Annotated in this window: 14 protein-coding genes; 1 reads left to right on the top strand and 13 read right to left on the bottom strand. The window is 58.7% G+C overall.

From position 1 onward, the window contains the following. Positions 1 to 273: 273 nt before the first annotated feature. From sucD to sdhC, 9 genes are all read right to left on the bottom strand, one after another. Entirely contained in the window at positions 274 to 1,161 is an 888-nt protein-coding gene (gene sucD / locus ACIQAL_RS29085) for a succinate--CoA ligase subunit alpha (RefSeq protein ID WP_166598542.1), read from the bottom strand. Continuing rightward, positions 1,161 to 2,327: an ADP-forming succinate--CoA ligase subunit beta gene (sucC, locus tag ACIQAL_RS29080; protein WP_166598541.1), complete on the bottom strand. Its 1,167-nt coding sequence runs from the start codon at positions 2,325 to 2,327 to the stop codon at positions 1,161 to 1,163. The genes sucD and sucC overlap by 1 nt, the downstream gene beginning before the upstream one ends. Before the next feature lie 215 nt (positions 2,328 to 2,542). Next, a complete protein-coding gene (gene lpdA / locus ACIQAL_RS29075) occupies positions 2,543 to 3,982 on the bottom strand; it encodes a dihydrolipoyl dehydrogenase (protein ID WP_401151600.1) in 1,440 nt (479 codons plus the stop codon). A gap of 167 nt (positions 3,983 to 4,149) precedes the next feature. Continuing rightward, on the bottom strand, positions 4,150 to 5,388 hold the full coding sequence (odhB, locus tag ACIQAL_RS29070; RefSeq protein WP_166598539.1) for a 2-oxoglutarate dehydrogenase complex dihydrolipoyllysine-residue succinyltransferase: 1,239 nt from the start codon (positions 5,386 to 5,388) through the stop codon (positions 4,150 to 4,152). A 41-nt stretch (positions 5,389 to 5,429) separates the two neighbouring features. Then, positions 5,430 to 8,261: a 2-oxoglutarate dehydrogenase E1 component gene (locus ACIQAL_RS29065; RefSeq protein WP_401151597.1), complete on the bottom strand. Its 2,832-nt coding sequence runs from the start codon at positions 8,259 to 8,261 to the stop codon at positions 5,430 to 5,432. 342 nt (positions 8,262 to 8,603) lie between these two features. Continuing rightward, complete coding sequence (locus ACIQAL_RS29060) at positions 8,604 to 9,308, bottom strand: succinate dehydrogenase iron-sulfur subunit (protein ID WP_401151594.1); 705 nt, start codon at positions 9,306 to 9,308, stop codon at positions 8,604 to 8,606. A gap of 11 nt (positions 9,309 to 9,319) precedes the next feature. Beyond that, on the bottom strand, positions 9,320 to 11,092 hold the full coding sequence (gene sdhA / locus ACIQAL_RS29055) for a succinate dehydrogenase flavoprotein subunit (RefSeq protein WP_401151591.1): 1,773 nt from the start codon (positions 11,090 to 11,092) through the stop codon (positions 9,320 to 9,322). 3 nt (positions 11,093 to 11,095) lie between these two features. Further along, entirely contained in the window at positions 11,096 to 11,464 is a 369-nt protein-coding gene (sdhD, locus tag ACIQAL_RS29050; protein WP_166598535.1) for a succinate dehydrogenase, hydrophobic membrane anchor protein, read from the bottom strand. Next, positions 11,458 to 11,832 (bottom strand): succinate dehydrogenase, cytochrome b556 subunit, encoded by a 375-nt coding sequence (sdhC, locus tag ACIQAL_RS29045; protein ID WP_401151588.1) that lies wholly within the window; start codon positions 11,830 to 11,832, stop codon positions 11,458 to 11,460. Before sdhC ends, sdhD begins: the two co-directional genes overlap by 7 nt. Positions 11,833 to 12,195: 363 nt before the next feature. On the opposite strand from sdhC, the gene gltA reads away from it, so the two are divergent. Beyond that, positions 12,196 to 13,485: a citrate synthase gene (gene gltA, locus ACIQAL_RS29040; protein ID WP_166598533.1), complete on the top strand. Its 1,290-nt coding sequence runs from the start codon at positions 12,196 to 12,198 to the stop codon at positions 13,483 to 13,485. An 87-nt stretch (positions 13,486 to 13,572) separates the two neighbouring features. On the opposite strand, the gene ACIQAL_RS29035 is transcribed toward gltA, so the two are convergent. The 4 genes from ACIQAL_RS29035 to ACIQAL_RS29020 form a co-directional block, all read right to left on the bottom strand. Beyond that, positions 13,573 to 14,178 carry an START domain-containing protein gene (locus tag ACIQAL_RS29035; RefSeq protein WP_166598532.1) on the bottom strand — a complete coding sequence of 202 codons (606 nt, stop codon included), beginning with the start codon at positions 14,176 to 14,178 and terminating at the stop codon, positions 13,573 to 13,575. Between the two features lie 74 nt (positions 14,179 to 14,252). Then, positions 14,253 to 14,510, bottom strand: coding sequence for a YkgJ family cysteine cluster protein (locus ACIQAL_RS29030; RefSeq protein ID WP_166598531.1), 258 nt, complete (start codon positions 14,508 to 14,510; stop codon positions 14,253 to 14,255). A gap of 95 nt (positions 14,511 to 14,605) precedes the next feature. Next, positions 14,606 to 15,412 carry a translation initiation factor 2 gene (locus ACIQAL_RS29025; protein WP_401151584.1) on the bottom strand — a complete coding sequence of 269 codons (807 nt, stop codon included), beginning with the start codon at positions 15,410 to 15,412 and terminating at the stop codon, positions 14,606 to 14,608. 31 nt (positions 15,413 to 15,443) lie between these two features. Beyond that, complete coding sequence (locus tag ACIQAL_RS29020) at positions 15,444 to 16,883, bottom strand: PLP-dependent aminotransferase family protein (protein WP_401151582.1); 1,440 nt, start codon at positions 16,881 to 16,883, stop codon at positions 15,444 to 15,446. Positions 16,884 to 16,934 lie beyond the last annotated feature (51 nt).

The following is a 16,934-nucleotide window of genomic DNA, read 5'->3' as shown; positions in this document are numbered from 1 at the left end:
ATGCCGCGAGAGCGCCGCAAGGACATGGATGTCCGTTCGGCGCGGGCCCACGGAGCGTCGCCGGAGAGAGGGAACCCTGACGAAGTCAGGGCCAAGCCAGGAGCAAATGGTTTTGGTTACTTTTCCCGAAAGAAAAGTGACCCGCTGTAAGAGCGGAACCGATATCAGCAACACCACCGCGAATGGATATTCACTCAAACCCATACCAAAGCTCTAGAAACACAAAAGCCACCCGAAGGTGGCTTTTGTCGATCAGTCAGCGATCAAAGGCGATCAGGCCTTCTTCACTTCCCAACCGGTCAGCTCAGCCAAAGCCTTGCCAATGTCTGCCAGCGAACGCACGGTTTTCACGCCCGCGTCTTGCAGCGCAGCGAACTTCTCGTCTGCAGTGCCTTTACCGCCAGAGATGATTGCACCTGCGTGGCCCATGCGCTTGCCCGGAGGAGCAGTCACACCCGCGATATAGGAAACAACCGGCTTGGTCACGTTTGCCTTGATGTAGGCAGCGGCCTCTTCTTCAGCCGAACCGCCGATCTCACCGATCATCACGATCGCTTCGGTCTTCGGGTCTTCCTGGAACAGCTTCAGGATGTCGATGAAGTTCGAGCCCGGGATCGGGTCACCACCGATACCAACGCAAGTCGACTGACCGAAACCGGCATCAGTGGTCTGCTTCACAGCTTCGTAAGTCAGGGTGCCGGAACGCGACACGATACCGACTTTACCTGGCAAGTGAATGTGACCTGGCATGATGCCGATCTTGCACTCGCCCGGAGTGATCACGCCTGGGCAGTTAGGGCCGATCAGGGTAACACCCAGCTCGTCGCACTTGACCTTGGCATCCAGCATGTCGAGGGTAGGGATACCTTCGGTGATGCAGATGATCAGTTTGATGCCGCCGAACGCTGCTTCCAGGATCGAGTCCTTGCAGAACGCAGCCGGTACGTAGATAACGCTGGCGGTAGCGCCAGTGGTTTCTACGGCTTCACGAACGGTGTTGAACACTGGCAGGTTCAGGTGAGTGGTGCCACCTTTGCCTGGGGTCACGCCGCCAACCATCTTGGTGCCGTAGGCAATGGCTTGTTCGGAGTGGAAAGTACCTTGCGAGCCGGTAAAGCCCTGGCAGATAACTTTGGTGTCTTTATTGATCAGGACGCTCATTATTTGCCCTCCGCAGCTTTGACGACTTGTTGAGCAGCGTCGGTCAAGCTGGTTGCAGCGATGATGTTCAAGCCGCTTTCCGCCAGTACTTTAGCGCCCAGGTCAGCGTTGTTGCCTTCCAGACGAACAACAACCGGGATTTTCACGCCAACTTCTTTCACCGCACCGATGATGCCTTCGGCAATCATGTCGCAACGAACGATGCCGCCGAAGATGTTGACCAGTACTGCAGCGACGTTGGTGTCGGACAGAATGATCTTGAACGCTTCGGTCACGCGCTCTTTGGTAGCGCCACCACCTACGTCGAGGAAGTTGGCTGGCTTGCCGCCGTGCAGGTTGACGATGTCCATGGTACCCATGGCCAGGCCAGCACCGTTGACCATGCAGCCGATGTTGCCTTCCAGTGCGACGTAGTTCAGTTCGAACTTGGCAGCATGGGCTTCACGCGGGTCATCTTGCGATGGGTCGTGGAAAGTCTTCAGCTTTGGCTGGCGATACATGGCGTTGGCGTCGATGTTGATCTTGGCGTCGAGGCAGTGCAGATCGCCGTCAGCCTTGATCACCAGCGGGTTCACTTCGAGCAGGGCCAGGTCGTGGTCCTGGAACAGCTTGCCCAGGCCGACGAAAATCTTGGCAAACTGCGCAACCTGCTTGCCTTCCAGACCCAGCTGGAATGCCAGCTCGCGACCCTGGAATGGCTGAGCGCCAACCAGTGGGTCGATGGTTGCTTTGAGAATCTTCTCAGGCGTGTCGTGAGCGATTTTCTCGATGTCCACGCCACCTTCGGTGGAAGCCATGAACACGATACGACGGCTCGAACGATCGACTACAGCGCCCAGGTACAGCTCTTTGGCGATGTCAGTGCAGGATTCAACCAGGATCTTGGTGACTGGCTGACCGTTGGCATCAGTCTGGTAAGTGACCAGACGCTTGCCCAACCACTGTTGAGCGAACGCAGCTGCGTCTTCTTTGCTCTTGACGAGCTTTACGCCGCCCGCTTTACCGCGACCACCTGCGTGAACCTGGGCTTTGACAACCCACTCGGTTCCGCCGATCTTGTCGCACGCTTCTGCTGCTGCTTCCGGGGTGTCTACTGCAAAGCCCTTGGATACTGGCAGGCCATATTCAGCAAACAGCTGCTTACCCTGATACTCGTGAAGATTCATGCTTATTACCGTCTTCGTTAGGTACTGCGCTTCGGTGCTGCTCGTCTATGCGTGCCGCACCACCTGTGACCGCTTCCCCCGGAAGGCTGCACGCCTGCATGCGAACGCAGGAGTGAAATCCGCCGGGAGTTCGAGTCCGACCGACCTTCCGCGGCAGACCCTGCGAGCAAGGCCTGCGACGGGCGGTCCGTCGTGGTTTTTCTTAGCGTCTTTTGTTAGCGCTTTTTCTTGTTCTGGATGTGGATGGCGTGGCCATTCACTGCCAGAGCAGCTTCGTGCAAGGCTTCGGACAGCGTTGGGTGCGAGAACACCATCATGCCGATGTCTTCGGCACTGGTGCCGAATTCCATGCCGATTGCACCCTGCTGAACCAGTTCTGCTGCGCCTGGACCAATAACGTGTACACCCAGTACACGGTCAGTCTTGGCATCAGCGATGACTTTGACAAAACCGCCAGTGTCGTTCGCTGCCATGGCACGGCCGCTGGCCGCGAATGGGAACTGACCGACGTTAACCTCGACGCCTTCGGCCTTCAAGGTCTGTTCGGTTTTACCGACCCACGCGATTTCCGGGTGAGTGTAGATAACCGACGGGATCAGGTCGTAGTTCATCTGGGTCTTGTGACCCTTGATGCGCTCGACGACCATGATGCCTTCTTCCGACGCCTTGTGCGCCAGCATCAGACCGCGAACCACGTCACCGATCGCGTAGACACCAGGAACGCTGGTCTCGCACTGATCGTTGACGAAGATGAAACCGCGCTCGTCGATGTCGACGCCGCTGTCGGAGGCCAACAGGTCGGTGGTCACCGGACGACGGCCCACGGCCACGATCAGGCGATCGAAGGTGATGTTCTGCTCACCGTCTTTGTCGGTGTAGTTGACGACCACTTCGTTGCCGTTGACTTTCGAACCGGTCACGCGAGCGCCCAGTTTGATGTCCAGACCCTGCTTGGTGAACGTCTTCTGCGCTTCTTTGGAAACGGCTTCGTCAGCGGCCGGCAGGAACTTCTCCAGCGCTTCCAGAACGGTGACCTTGGAACCCAGACGCGACCAGACCGAACCCAGTTCCAGGCCGATGACGCCAGCGCCGATCACGCCCAGACGCTCAGGCACGCTCTGGAATTCCAGGGCACCCGTCGAGTCGACGATCACATTCTGATCGACCGGAGCCGGTGGAATGTCGATCGGACGCGAGCCGGACGCCAGGATGATGTTGTCGGCTTCGATGACTTCGGTGGTGCCGTCAGGTTTGGTCAGCTCGACCTTCTTGCCAGCCAGCAGCTTGCCGTGACCTTGCAGAGAAGTGACGCCGTTTGCCTTGAAGAGGCTGGCGACGCCGCCCGTCAGGCCTTTGACGATCTGGGACTTGCGGCCAACCATTGCGGCCACGTCCATTTGCACGTCGCCGGAAATCGAGATGCCATGAACGTTGAACTGGTTCTTGGCTTCGTAGAATTTCCAGGAGCTGTCCAGCAGCGCCTTGGACGGGATGCAACCCACGTTCAAACAGGTACCGCCGAGGGCCAGTTTGCCCTCTTTATCCTGATACTTCTCGATGCAGGCAGTCTTGAGACCAAGTTGCGCAGCCTTGATGGCGGCCACATAACCGCCAGGGCCTGCGCCAATCACTACCACGTCGAATTTCTGGGACATAACAAAGTTCCTTTAGCTACAAGCTTTAAGCTGCAAGCTGCAAGCTGATCTGCGTTGATCTGCAGATTCAACTCGCGACCTGTACATAAGGGCAATCCAAGCTCCCCGAGCCACACGCCGCTCCGCTTCTGACTTGAAGCTTGCAGCTTGCAACTCGGGGCTGCTTTTTAGATGTCCAGCAACAGACGAGCCGGGTCTTCCAACAGGTTCTTGATGGTCACCAGGAAGGTCACAGCTTCTTTACCGTCGATCAAGCGGTGATCGTAGGACAGCGCCAGGTACATCATCGGACGGATGACAACCTGACCATTGATCGCCATAGGACGCTGCAGGATGTTGTGCATGCCCAGGATGGCCGCTTGTGGCGGGTTGACGATCGGGGTCGACATCATCGAACCGAAAGTACCACCGTTGGTGATGGTGAAGGTACCACCGGTCATCTCGTCGATGGACAGTTTGCCGTCACGGGCTTTCTTGCCGAAGGTGGCGATGCCGCCTTCGATTTCAGCCAGGCTCATGTGCTCGGCGTTACGCAGAACCGGTACCACCAGGCCACGGTCGCTGGAGACCGCAACGCCGACGTCGGCATAACCGTGGTAAACGATGTCGGTGCCATCGATCGACGCGTTGACAGCCGGGAAGCGTTTCAGCGCTTCGGTAGCAGCCTTGACGAAGAACGACATGAAGCCCAGGCGCACGCCGTTGTGAGACTTCTCGAACAGGTCTTTGTACTTCGAACGCAGGGCCATGACTTCAGTCATGTCGACTTCGTTGAAGGTGGTCAGCATGGCCATGTTCGACTGGGCTTCGACCAGACGCTTGGCCACGGTGGCACGAACACGAGTCATCGGAACGCGCTTCTCGGTGCGGTCGCCAGCGGCGAACACAGGAGCAGCCGGTGCGGCAGCAGGCTTGGCAGCAGGTGCAGCGGCCGGAGCGGATTTCTTCGCTTCAATCGCAGCGACCACGTCTTCCTTGGTCACGCGGCCATCTTTGCCAGTGCCTTTGACGCTGGACAGGTTGATGCCGTTTTCTTCGGCCAGCTTGCGGGCTGCCGGAGCGCCGATGGCGTCTTCGTCGCCAGCAGCCGGAGCGGGAGCAGCGGCTGGAGCGGCGGCAGGTGCAGCAGCCGGAGCAGCAGCGGCAGCCGGAGCAGCCGATGCAGTGGCGCCTGCGTCCAGAGTAGCGATCAGTTCGTTGGACAGGACGGTGTCGCCCTCGCCCTTCACAATGGAAGCCAGAACGCCGTCGGCTTCGGCCAGCACTTCGAGCACGACTTTGTCGGTTTCGATGTCGACCAGCAGCTCGTCACGTTTTACCGCTTCGCCCGGCTGTTTGTGCCATTTGGAAATGGTGCCGTCGGCAACGGATTCCGGGAAAGAGGGGGCTTTGATCTCAATAGCCATTGTCTGTAATTCCTTAATTCGGTTTCTAGTGCGCGAAGGCGTTAAACAGTGAACGCGTCTTGCAGCAGTTTTTCCTGCTGTTCAGCGTGCATCGAAGCGTAGCCACAAGCAGGCGCGGCAGAAGCATCACGACCGGCATACTCGAGCACGAGGTTGCGGTTGTGATTGCCGATGCTGCGGCGCAAGTGATGCTGGCTGCTGTACCAGGCGCCCTGGTTCATCGGCTCTTCCTGACACCAGACCACGTTGGTCAGGTTGGTATAAGGCGCGATGGCCTCCATCAGGTCGTCTTCCGGGAACGGGTAGAGCTGCTCGATACGCACGATGGCGATATCTTCGCGGCCTTCGGCACGGCGTTTTTCCAGCAGGTCGTAGTAGACCTTGCCACTGCACAGGACCAGGCGAGTCACCTTGGCCGGATCGAGGGTGTCGATTTCCGGGATGACCGTCTGGAACGAACCTTCGGCGAGATCTTCGAGGGTCGAAATGGCCAGCTTGTGGCGCAGCAGCGACTTCGGCGTCAGCACGATCAGCGGTTTGCGCAGCGGACGAATCACCTGACGGCGCAACAGGTGGTAGATCTGGGCCGGGGTGGTCGGCATGCACACCTGAATGTTGTGCTCGGCGCACAGCTGCAGGTAACGCTCCAGACGCGCCGAAGAGTGCTCCGGACCCTGACCTTCGTAGCCGTGAGGCAACAGCATGGTCAGACCGCACAGACGGCCCCACTTGTGCTCGCCGCTGGTAATGAACTGGTCGATCACGACCTGTGCACCGTTGGCGAAGTCACCGAACTGGGCTTCCCAGATCACCAGCGCATTGGGCTGGGTGGTCGAGTAGCCGTATTCGAATGCCAGTACCGCTTCTTCCGACAGGAACGAGTCGTACAGGTCAAAGCGAGGCTGACCGGCATACAGGTTTTGCAGAGGCACGTAGGTAGCAGCGTCTTTCTGGTTGTGCAGTACGGCGTGACGGTGCGAGAACGTACCGCGACCGACGTCCTGACCGGTAATACGCACCGGGTGACCTTCGAAAGCCAGCGTGGCGTAGGCCATGGTTTCGGCGTAGCCCCAGTTGATCGGCAGACCACCGGCTTGCATCTTCTGGCGGTCTTCGTAGATCTTCTGGACCTGACGTTGAACCACGAAGCCTTCCGGCAGTTCCATCAGCTTGGCGGACAGTTCCTGCAGGGTCTTCAGGTCGAAACGGGTGTCGTGACGCGCGGTCCAGGCGTGGCCCAGGTATGGACGCCAATCGACGAACAGTTCCTTGTTAGGCTCTTTGACCAGGCTCTTCACAACGTGCATGCCGTTGTCCAGCGCGTTACGGTACTCGTCGACCTTGGTCTGAGCCGCTTCGGCCGCGAGGATGCCACCGGTAGCCAGTGCATCGGCATACAGCTCACGGGTGGTGCGCTGCTTGGCGATCTGCTGGTACATCAGTGGCTGGGTGCCGCTTGGCTCATCCGCTTCGTTGTGGCCGCGACGACGGTAGCAGACCAGGTCGATCACCACGTCACGCTTGAACTGCATGCGGTAGTCGATGGCCAACTGGGTCACGAACAGAACAGCTTCAGGGTCATCGCCATTCACATGGAGAATCGGCGCCTGAATCATCTTGGCAACGTCGGTCGCGTACTCGGTGGAGCGCGAGTCTTCCTGGTTGCTGATGGTGAAGCCGACTTGGTTGTTGATCACGATGTGAATCGTGCCACCGGTCTTGAAGCCGCGGGTCTGCGACATCTGGAAGGTTTCCAGAACCACGCCCTGACCTGCGAATGCAGCGTCACCGTGGATGGAAATCGGCAGAACCTTTTCACCCGTGGTGTCGTTGCGGCGGTCTTGACGCGCGCGCACGGAACCTTCGACCACCGGAGAAACGATCTCCAGGTGAGACGGGTTGAACGCCATGGCCAGGTGAACTTCGCCACCGGTGGTCATCACGTTGGACGAGAAGCCCTGGTGGTATTTCACGTCACCGGAGCCCAGCTCGACCTTCTTCTTGCCTTCGAACTCGTCGAACAGCTCGCGCGGGTTCTTGCCGAAGGTGTTGACCAGCACGTTCAGACGGCCACGGTGGGCCATGCCGATGACGATTTCCTTGGTGCCATAGGAACCGGAACGCTGGATCAGTTCGTCCAGCATCGGGATGAGGCTTTCGCCCCCTTCCAGACCGAAACGCTTGGTGCCCGGGTATTTGGTGCCCAGGTATTTTTCCAGACCCTCAGCCGCGGTGACGCGCTCGAGCAGATGGCTCTGAATGTCGGCGGAGTATGCTGGACGGCCACGCACGCTTTCGAGGCGCTGCATGAACCAGTTGCGCTGGTTCGAATCCACGATGTGCGTGAACTCGGCGCCGATGGTGCGGCAATATGTCTTCTGCAAGGCTTCGACGATTTCGCGTAGGCTCGCCTCCTCCTTGCCGATGAACAGGTCGCCGGCACGGAAGGTGGTATCGAGGTCAGCGTTGGTCAAGCCGTAATGGTTGATCGACAGGTCAGCTGGCGCAGTACGCTTCCACAAACCCAGAGGATCGAGTTGCGCACCCTGATGGCCGCGCATACGGAATGCCTGGATCAGTCGCAGGACTTCGACTTGCTTCTTCTCGTGCTCGCTGCTCACGCTACCGGCGGAGACCGGTTGGGCGCGGCGCTGGTTTTTGCCCAGCAACACGAAATGATCGCGAACCGTAGAGTGCGATACATCGTTGGCAGTGCCACCTTCTGCAGGCAGCGTCTGAAAGTAGGTGCGCCACTCTTCTGGCACAGCGTTAGGGTCGTGCAGGTAAAGCTCATAGAGCTCTTCCACATAGGCAGCGTTACCACCGGAAAGGTGGGCGCTGTTCCACATGCGCTGCATCACGCTTTCTTGCATGCTTGGTCACCCTCGGTTAGGGGACACCATCGACGTCGACACCAAGGCAGACTCAAACGGCGGTTCAGCGAATGTATCAATTCGCCGACTGCACCGAGTCGCCAGGGATCACGCAGATAGTCCGGGTACCAGCCCGGATGCCCCTGCTGGTCTCATTTCTTCAAAATAAGAGCCGCGGCCATATGACCGCTGCTCAGGTTAAAACTACAGCGCCGGTTGAAGCCTGCGCCGTAGCGTTTACGGGTACAACATTTCAAATACTGCCATGCATCTGTTGCGTGCATCGATGCCACAAGGTGCAACGAACCGGCCCGTAACGCTTGACGCGTACGGGCCGGAACATCAGATACCGCTGGTGAGAAGCATGCTGCGTACGTGACCGATAGCCTTGGTTGGGTTCAGGCCTTTCGGGCAAACGTTCACGCAGTTCATGATTCCGCGGCAACGGAATACGCTAAACGGATCGTCCAGCGATGCGAGGCGCTCCTGGGTCTTGGTGTCACGGCTGTCAGCCAGGAAACGATAGGCTTGCAGCAGTGCTGCCGGACCGAGGAACTTGTCGGGGTTCCACCAGAACGAAGGGCAGGAAGTCGAGCAGCAAGCGCACAGGATGCACTCGTACAGACCGTCCAGCTTCTCACGCTCTTCAGGCGACTGCAGACGCTCGATGGCCGGAGCCGGCGTGTCGTTCTGCAGGAATGGCTTCACCTTCTCGTACTGCTTGTAGAAGATGCTCATGTCGACGACCAGGTCACGAATGACCGGCAAACCAGGGAGCGGACGCACCACCAGCTTGTTGTTTTTCACCACGGCAGACAGCGGCGTGATGCACGCCAGGCCGTTCTTGCCGTTGATGTTCATGCCGTCGGAACCGCAAACACCTTCACGGCAGGAACGACGGTACGAGAAACCTTCGTCCTGCTCTTTGATCAGTGCCAGCACGTCCAGCACCATCAGGTCTTTGCCACCGGTATCGACGTCGAACACCTGGGTTTTAGGCGCCGAGTCGCTGTCGGGGTTGTAACGATAAACTTCGACTTTCAACATAGCGGCCACCCTTAGTAAGTCCGTACTTTTGGTTCGAACGCCGGAACGGTCTTCGGCGCAAAGTTGACTGCACGTTTGGCAACCCGCTTTTCACCCGGGTAGTACAGGGTGTGGCACAGCCAGTTGACGTCATCACGGTCTTCGAAATCTTCACGGGCGTGAGCGCCGCGGGATTCGGTACGCGTGTCGGCAGCGATTGCCGTGGCTTCAGCGACTTCCAGCAGGTTCTGCAACTCCAGCGCTTCGATACGCGCGGTGTTGAAGCCCTGGGATTTGTCGTTGATCTTAACGTTGGCGATGCGCGCACGCAGATCAGCCAGTTGCTCGATGCCCTTCTTCATGTATTCGCCAGTACGGAATACACCGAAGTAGTTCTGCATGCAGCTTTGCAGCTCGCGACGCAGGGTAGCAACGTCTTCGCCATCGGTACGCTCGTTCAGTGCATTCAGACGGCTCAGCGCGAGGTCGATATCGGCCTGGGTCGCTTCATCGTACTCAATGCCGTCGGTCAGCGCTTTTTCAAGGTGCAGGCCAGCAGCACGGCCGAACACGACCAGGTCGAGCAGCGAGTTGCCGCCCAGACGGTTGGCACCGTGAACCGATACGCACGCCACTTCACCAACAGCGAACAGACCCGGGATGATCGTGTCCTTGCCTTCGGCGTCCATGGTCATTGCCTGACCATGAATGTTGGTGGCAACGCCGCCCATCATGTAGTGGCAGGTTGGAACGACGGGGACTGGCGCGACAACCGGGTCAACGTGAGCGAAGGTCTTGGACAGCTCACAGATACCTGGCAGGCGGCTGTGCAGCACTTCCTCACCCAGGTGGTCCAGCTTCAACATCACGTGGTCGCCGTTAGGACCGCAACCGTTGCCCGCGATGATTTCTTTAACCATCGAACGGGCCACAACGTCACGACCTGCAAGGTCCTTGGCGTTAGGCGCGTAGCGCTCCATGAAACGCTCGCCGTGCTTGTTGATCAGGTAACCGCCTTCACCGCGGCAACCTTCGGTGACCAGTACACCTGCGCCGGCGATGCCAGTCGGGTGGAACTGCCACATCTCGATGTCCTGAACCGGAACGCCTGCACGCAGCGCCATGCCGACACCGTCACCGGTGTTGATCAGGGCGTTGGTAGTGGACGCGTAGATACGACCCGCGCCGCCGGTGGCCAGTACAGTGGCCTTGGCCTTGATGTACATGGTTTCGCCGGTTTCGATGCAGATGGCGATCACGCCGACGAATGCGCCTTCAGCGTTCTTCACGAGGTCTACAGCGTAGTACTCGTTCAGGAACGTGGTGCCGGCTTTCAGGTTGCCCTGGTACAGGGTGTGCAGCAGCGCGTGACCGGTACGGTCGGACGCTGCGCAGGTACGGGCAGCCTGGCCGCCCTTGCCGAAGTCCTTCGATTGACCACCGAACGGGCGCTGGTAGATACGACCCTGTTCGGTACGCGAGAACGGCATACCCATGTGGTCCAGCTCGTAAACGGCTGCCGGACCTTCCTGACACATGTATTCGATCGCGTCCTGGTCGCCGATGTAGTCGGAACCCTTGACGGTGTCGTACATGTGCCAGCGCCAGTCATCGTTCGGGTCGGCCGAGGCGATGGCGCAGGTGATGCCGCCCTGTGCGGATACGGTGTGGGAGCGGGTCGGGAAGACCTTGGTGACGACAGCGGTCTTGTGACCACCCTGCGCCAGCTGCAACGCAGCGCGCATGCCCGCACCGCCGCCACCAATGATGATGGCGTCGAATGAAAGTGTATTGATGTTAGCCATGAATCAGATACCCCAAAGAATCTGCACACCCCAGACGAAGTACGCGAACATCACGACGCCGCATACCGCCTGGAACAGGAAACGCACGGTCAACGCGGACTTGCCGAAACTCATGGGAGTCAGGTAGTCGGTCGCGATGGTCCACATGCCGACCCAGGCGTGAGCGCCCAGGGCAACCAGGGCCAGCAGACTGAAAATGCGCATTCCGTTATGGGAGAACAGACCGTGCCACGTGGCATAGTCGATGCCAGGGTGCGCGACCAGGTATCCGATCAGGAAAATGAAATAAGCCGCGAGCACTACAGCGGAGACGCGTTGCGCCATCCAGTCGTAGAGGCCCGAACGAGACAGGTTCGTAACGCTGGTTACCATATCCAAACTCCCGCCAGAACGATCAGCACCACGGAGATGGCGATGACGATTTTCGAGCCCAGCTTGCCGCCTTCCAGCGTCTCACCGACACCCGTGTCCATGATCAGGTGACGAACACCTGCCACAAGGTGATACAGCAGGGCGGACAGAAGCCCCCATGCGATGAACTTGGCCAGAGGGCTGGTCAAGGTCGCCTTCATGTCGGCAAAGCCTGCTTCAGAACCCAGCGACTTGCTCAATGCGTAGAGCATGAAGACAAGGCCGATGAAGAGGATGATGCCGGAGATGCGGTGAAGGATCGACGTGATCGCAGTGATGGGGAGTTTGATGGTCCTTAGGTCTAGGTTTACAGGTCGTTGGCTTTTCACGGCTTTTTTTCACACTGAAGAGCCCCTAACAATCAGGGCAAGTTGTTGGGAAGTGCACTGGTCAGGTACCCACTACCCAGGAAGTGACGACACCCAGAAAAACGGGCCTGCAAGCCCCTGGCGGTCGGGTGCCGAGTATAGACAGTTAGCCCGCTAATGACAACGCACAGACCCGCCCCTAATGGCGGATTGCTTTAGCGCGATAAAAGGCGTAAATGGCAGGGAAATTCGAGGAAAACCTTGGGTTAAAGCCTTCTGCCACAACGCTTTTGGCAAATTGACTTTAGAATTTATCTCACTATAGTGATGCGGGCCCTGCGTGGGGGGCCTGTCTGATGATTTGAAGCATTAATAGGAGGCCACATGGCTGACAAAAAAGCGCAGTTGATCATCGAGGGCGCAGCCCCCGTCGAGCTGCCCATTCTGACCGGCACCGTTGGTCCCGATGTAATCGACGTACGCGGCCTGACCGCCACCGGACGCTTCACATTCGACCCAGGCTTCATGTCGACCGCCTCATGCGAATCCAAGATCACCTATATCGACGGTGATAACGGCATTCTGCTGCATCGTGGCTACCCGATCGAGCAGTTGGCCGAACAGTCGGACTACCTGGAAACCTGCTACCTGCTGCTGAACGGCGAACTGCCAACCGCCGAGCAAAAGGCCCAATTCGTCGTCACCGTGAAGAATCACACCATGGTGCACGAACAGCTGAAAACCTTCTTCAACGGTTTCCGTCGCGACGCTCACCCGATGGCTGTCATGTGTGGTGTAGTCGGCGCCCTCTCGGCGTTCTACCACGACTCGCTGGACATCAATAACCCGCAGCACCGCGAAATTTCCGCAATCCGCCTGGTCGCCAAGATGCCGACCCTGGCCGCAATGGTCTACAAGTACTCCATGGGTCAACCCATGATGTACCCGCGCAATGACCTGAGCTACGCGGAAAACTTCCTGCACATGATGTTCAATACGCCGTGCGAGATCAAACCGATCAGCCCGACGCTGGCGAAGGCCATGGACCGGATTTTCATCCTCCATGCCGACCACGAGCAGAACGCTTCGACCTCCACCGTCCGCATGGCCGGCTCCTCGGGCGCCAACCCGTTCGCCTGTATCGCTGCCGGTATCGCTGCATTGTGGGGCCCTGCCCACGGCGGCGCCAACGAAGCCGTGCTGACCATGCTCGATGAAATCGGCGATGTCTCAAACATCGACAAATTCATCGCCAAGGCCAAGGACAAGAATGATCCGTTCAAGCTGATGGGCTTCGGTCACCGCGTTTACAAGAACCGCGACCCGCGCGCCACCGTGATGAAACAGACCTGCGACGAAGTTCTGCGCGAGCTGGGCATCACCAACGACCCGCAGCTGGAACTGGCCATGCGCCTCGAAGAGATCGCCCTGACCGATCCGTACTTCATCGAGCGCTCGCTGTACCCGAACGTCGACTTCTACTCAGGCATCATCCTGAAAGCGATCGGCATTCCGACCAGCATGTTCACCGTGATCTTCGCCTTGGCACGCACCGTCGGCTGGATCTCGCACTGGAAAGAAATGCTCTCCAGCCCATACAAGATCGGCCGCCCACGCCAGCTGTACACCGGTGAAGTCTCCCGCGACATCGTTGCCCTGGCCGACCGCAAGTAAGCGCGAACGCCAGCAAGCGACATCCCATAAAAAAGGCTGCCAGTGGCAGCCTTTTTTATTCCCGCGAGAACTGTATCGGTCAGCGGATCACTTCGCAGCACGCTCACGCAGCGCTTTCAGCGTGTTGAACGGTGCGTCCACGACAAACTTGTTGGCCAGCCACGACGGCACGCTGCCACCTGGCTCGGTGTGTACCTGATAGGTCACTTCTGTCTCATTCGGGCCTTTAGGCACCAGCTTCCAGTAGCCCTCGACCTGGGTAACCCGCACGAAGCCTTTTTCTTCCGGGATGTAGTTGGGTTGACCCAGCAAGTTGCGCGTCAGGCTGCCATCGGCACCTTCGACCGTGGTGATCTGCAACACCGAATCCCGAGGAGTCACAGGCCACGGCGTGTTGAACTGTGTGTAGGTCCAGGTCTTGTCGCCTTCATGCTTGAGGATTTTCTGCGCCTTGCACTCATGCACCCATGCACAGGCACCCGCGACGTCTTCCTGAAGACTGCGCAGCTTCGCCACACTTGCCTTGATCGTGGCGATGCCCTGATAGGCCTTGTACTGCGAGCCTGGGACATCACTGAGCGACACTTTGATGCCGTCTTCTTGCTTGGCGACCTTCCAGTCCTCGGCCTGGGCCATGCCCGCCACCAGTACAGTCATCCCAAGTCCAAGCGCGATCCGGTACAGCGAACCCATATCTTATTCCTTTTTGTCTGTAGTTCAGGTGCGTTCAGCATCGTGCACTGCCGTTGTTACATCTGCTCTGCTCATCAGGCGACCGAGGTGGCCTGCTCCCACCAGCCAATCAATCGCACCGCCTCCTCCGAATCGCTGCCGCAGACGTCCGGGTCCGCTGAAAACTGGCTGCAGACTGCAGGGCGTTCAGGGTGGCCGAATATCAGGCACAGCAGGTCGGTAGAGAGCTGCACACAGCGCTCCCCCGCTGGCTTGCCATTGGGCATGCCAGGAATTGGCGACGAGATTGAAGGCGCGACGCAACAAGCACCGCAGCCCGGACGGCATTCCATGAAAACATCCTCACACGAGGCGATGAACGAAGGGGGATCTTAAACGCTTAAACGCACGTTTGAAAACGCGCGCACCGATCAAATAGCCGAAAGCGTCATTGCTTGAATTTGAAATCCAGGGCTGCGCCCTCCACTTCCTTGCGCGATTCATTGCGCAATTGAAGCTGCATTTCATTGCTCAGGAGACGCCCCTGAAGCTGAAAATCAGGATCGCTGTTGGCGTCAGGAAACATCTTGGGCAGCAGCGGCTTGGCCCCGCCGTTCGGGGCTTTGGGCTTATTGGCCGCAGTGATCACGCCGGGAGGGGGCGCGAGCTGCTTGACCATATCGGGAGGCAAACTCAAGTCCAGGGCAGCCTTGGGCAGACGCGTCTCTTTCACCACTTGCGCTGGCGATTTGCTCTTGCTCGCCACCGGCGCACGGTTAGCCACCTCGGCGTTATCCGCTTTAACCTTGGCGGATTTGGCATTCGCGCTGGGAGACTTCTGTTCGACCGCGGCGGCCTTGGCGGGCGTGGTGACTTTCGCCGCGGCTTCCGAGCGGGCGCCATCCGGTTTGCTAGTCGCCACGACAGGCACGACACCCACATTTGGTTTCAACTCATGAACCGGCGTCGGAGCCGTCGCTGCCTTGGCATCAGGCGCTTTGTCTGCATCAACAGCCGCTGCAACGGACACAGGCGCAGGAGGCGCCGGTACTTCAGGCGCTGCGGGGGTTTGAACGGCAACTTTCGGGGGAGGCGCGGGGGGTTTATCAGCATCACAGGCACTGATCAACACCACCAGCAGCAAACCGATACAACGCAGTGATTTCATAATCGGACGGCAGAAAAATAGGCAGAAGCCATATGCTGGCTCTTTGCAGGGCCGGTGACAAGTGAATGACCTGTCAGCCAGCCCCATGAAGCTGTGGCAAATGTAAGGCGCTGTAAGTTCACCAGGCCTGACCGGTGTCCTCGCACAACTGCTTGGCAAGCATTCCCACCGTCATGAGCGCCCTCTCCGCTTCACGATTCCACGGCAGGCCACAGTTCAGACGAATGCAGTGGTTGAACTGCTCTGTGTTGCTGAAGATCAAGCCTGGCGCGATGCTGATCCCCTGCTCCAGCGCCCGGACGTGCAATTCTTGCGTGTTCACTCGCCCCGGCAGGCTGATCCACAAAATGAATCCCCCAGCGGGCCGGCTGATCTGGGTGCCCTCGGGAAACATCTGCTGTACGGCAAGCTGAAACGCGCTCAGATTTTTCCGATGCTCCTGACGGATGTAGCGCAAATGACGATCGTAACCACCATTTTCGAGGTAGGACGCCACGGCCATCTGCGTCACGCTGCACGCGGAATGAGTGCTGAAAGTCTGCAATCGCTGAATTTCCGCCTGATATTTGCCGGCAATCATCCAGCCGATCCGCACACCCGGCGACAACGTCTTGGAAAAACTGGAGCAATAGATGACCCGGCCCAACCGGTCGAACGCTTTCAGCGCTTTGGTTTTGTTTTGCTCGTACATCAGCTCGCCGTAGATGTCGTCTTCGATAACCTGAATGTCGAAGTCCGACGCCAGTCGCAGCAGGTGTTTCTGCCGTTCCTCGGGCATCGTACTGCCGAGCGGGTTGCTCAACCGCGAGGTCATCACGAGCGCCTTGATCGACCACTGGTTCGCCGCGAGTTGCAACGCTTCCAGGCTGATCCCTGTATTCGGGTCACTGGGAATCTCGATAACCTTCAAACCCAGCAAATCCGCCAGTTGAAGCAGCCCGTAATAGGTGGGCGATTCTGCGGCGATCAGATCACCAGGGCTCGTCAGCACCCGCAACGACATTTGCAGCGCATCGACGCAGCCGTGGGTGATCACCACTTCCGACGGGTCGACGACCACGCCCGCATCGCGCATGCGGATCGCCACCTGACGCCGCAGCGGCTCGAAACCGGGGCTGAACATGTAATTGAACGCGCGAGGGCTTTGGAAACGCGTGACTTTGGCCAGTTGCTGATGCAACGCCCGTAACGGCAAGTAATCAATGTGCGGCACTGCCGCGCCAAAGGCGAACACGCCTTCGCGGCGCGCCTCCACCAGCACCTGTTGGATGATGCTGGCCCGCGTGACCAGCCCGGGCCGCTCAACCCGCGCAATGTCAGGCGTCGGCGCGGTCAGCGCGGGGGTCTGGTGAACGTAATAACCGGATTGGGGACGGGCACGAATCAGCCCCTGATCTTCAAGATTCGCGTAGGCCTGCAACACGGTTGCATGGCTGACATTGAGCTGCGAACTCATCTTACGAACGGAGGGTACGCGCTCGCCGGGCTGATAAACGCCCCGCCGAATGTCTTCAGCCAACTGCTGAGCGATGCGTTGATACAGCAGGAGATTGGTCATTTCGCGTCCCTCGATTACACGTTTTCGAAGCCATTCAGCGCCTGCGCCGAC

It is taken from the genome of Pseudomonas sp. NPDC088368, from assembly GCF_044753445.1.
GTDB lineage: Bacteria > Pseudomonadota > Gammaproteobacteria > Pseudomonadales > Pseudomonadaceae > Aquipseudomonas > Aquipseudomonas bambusae.
Note: the sequence above shows the minus strand (reverse complement) of the source record. Positions and strands in the feature narration are given on the sequence as shown.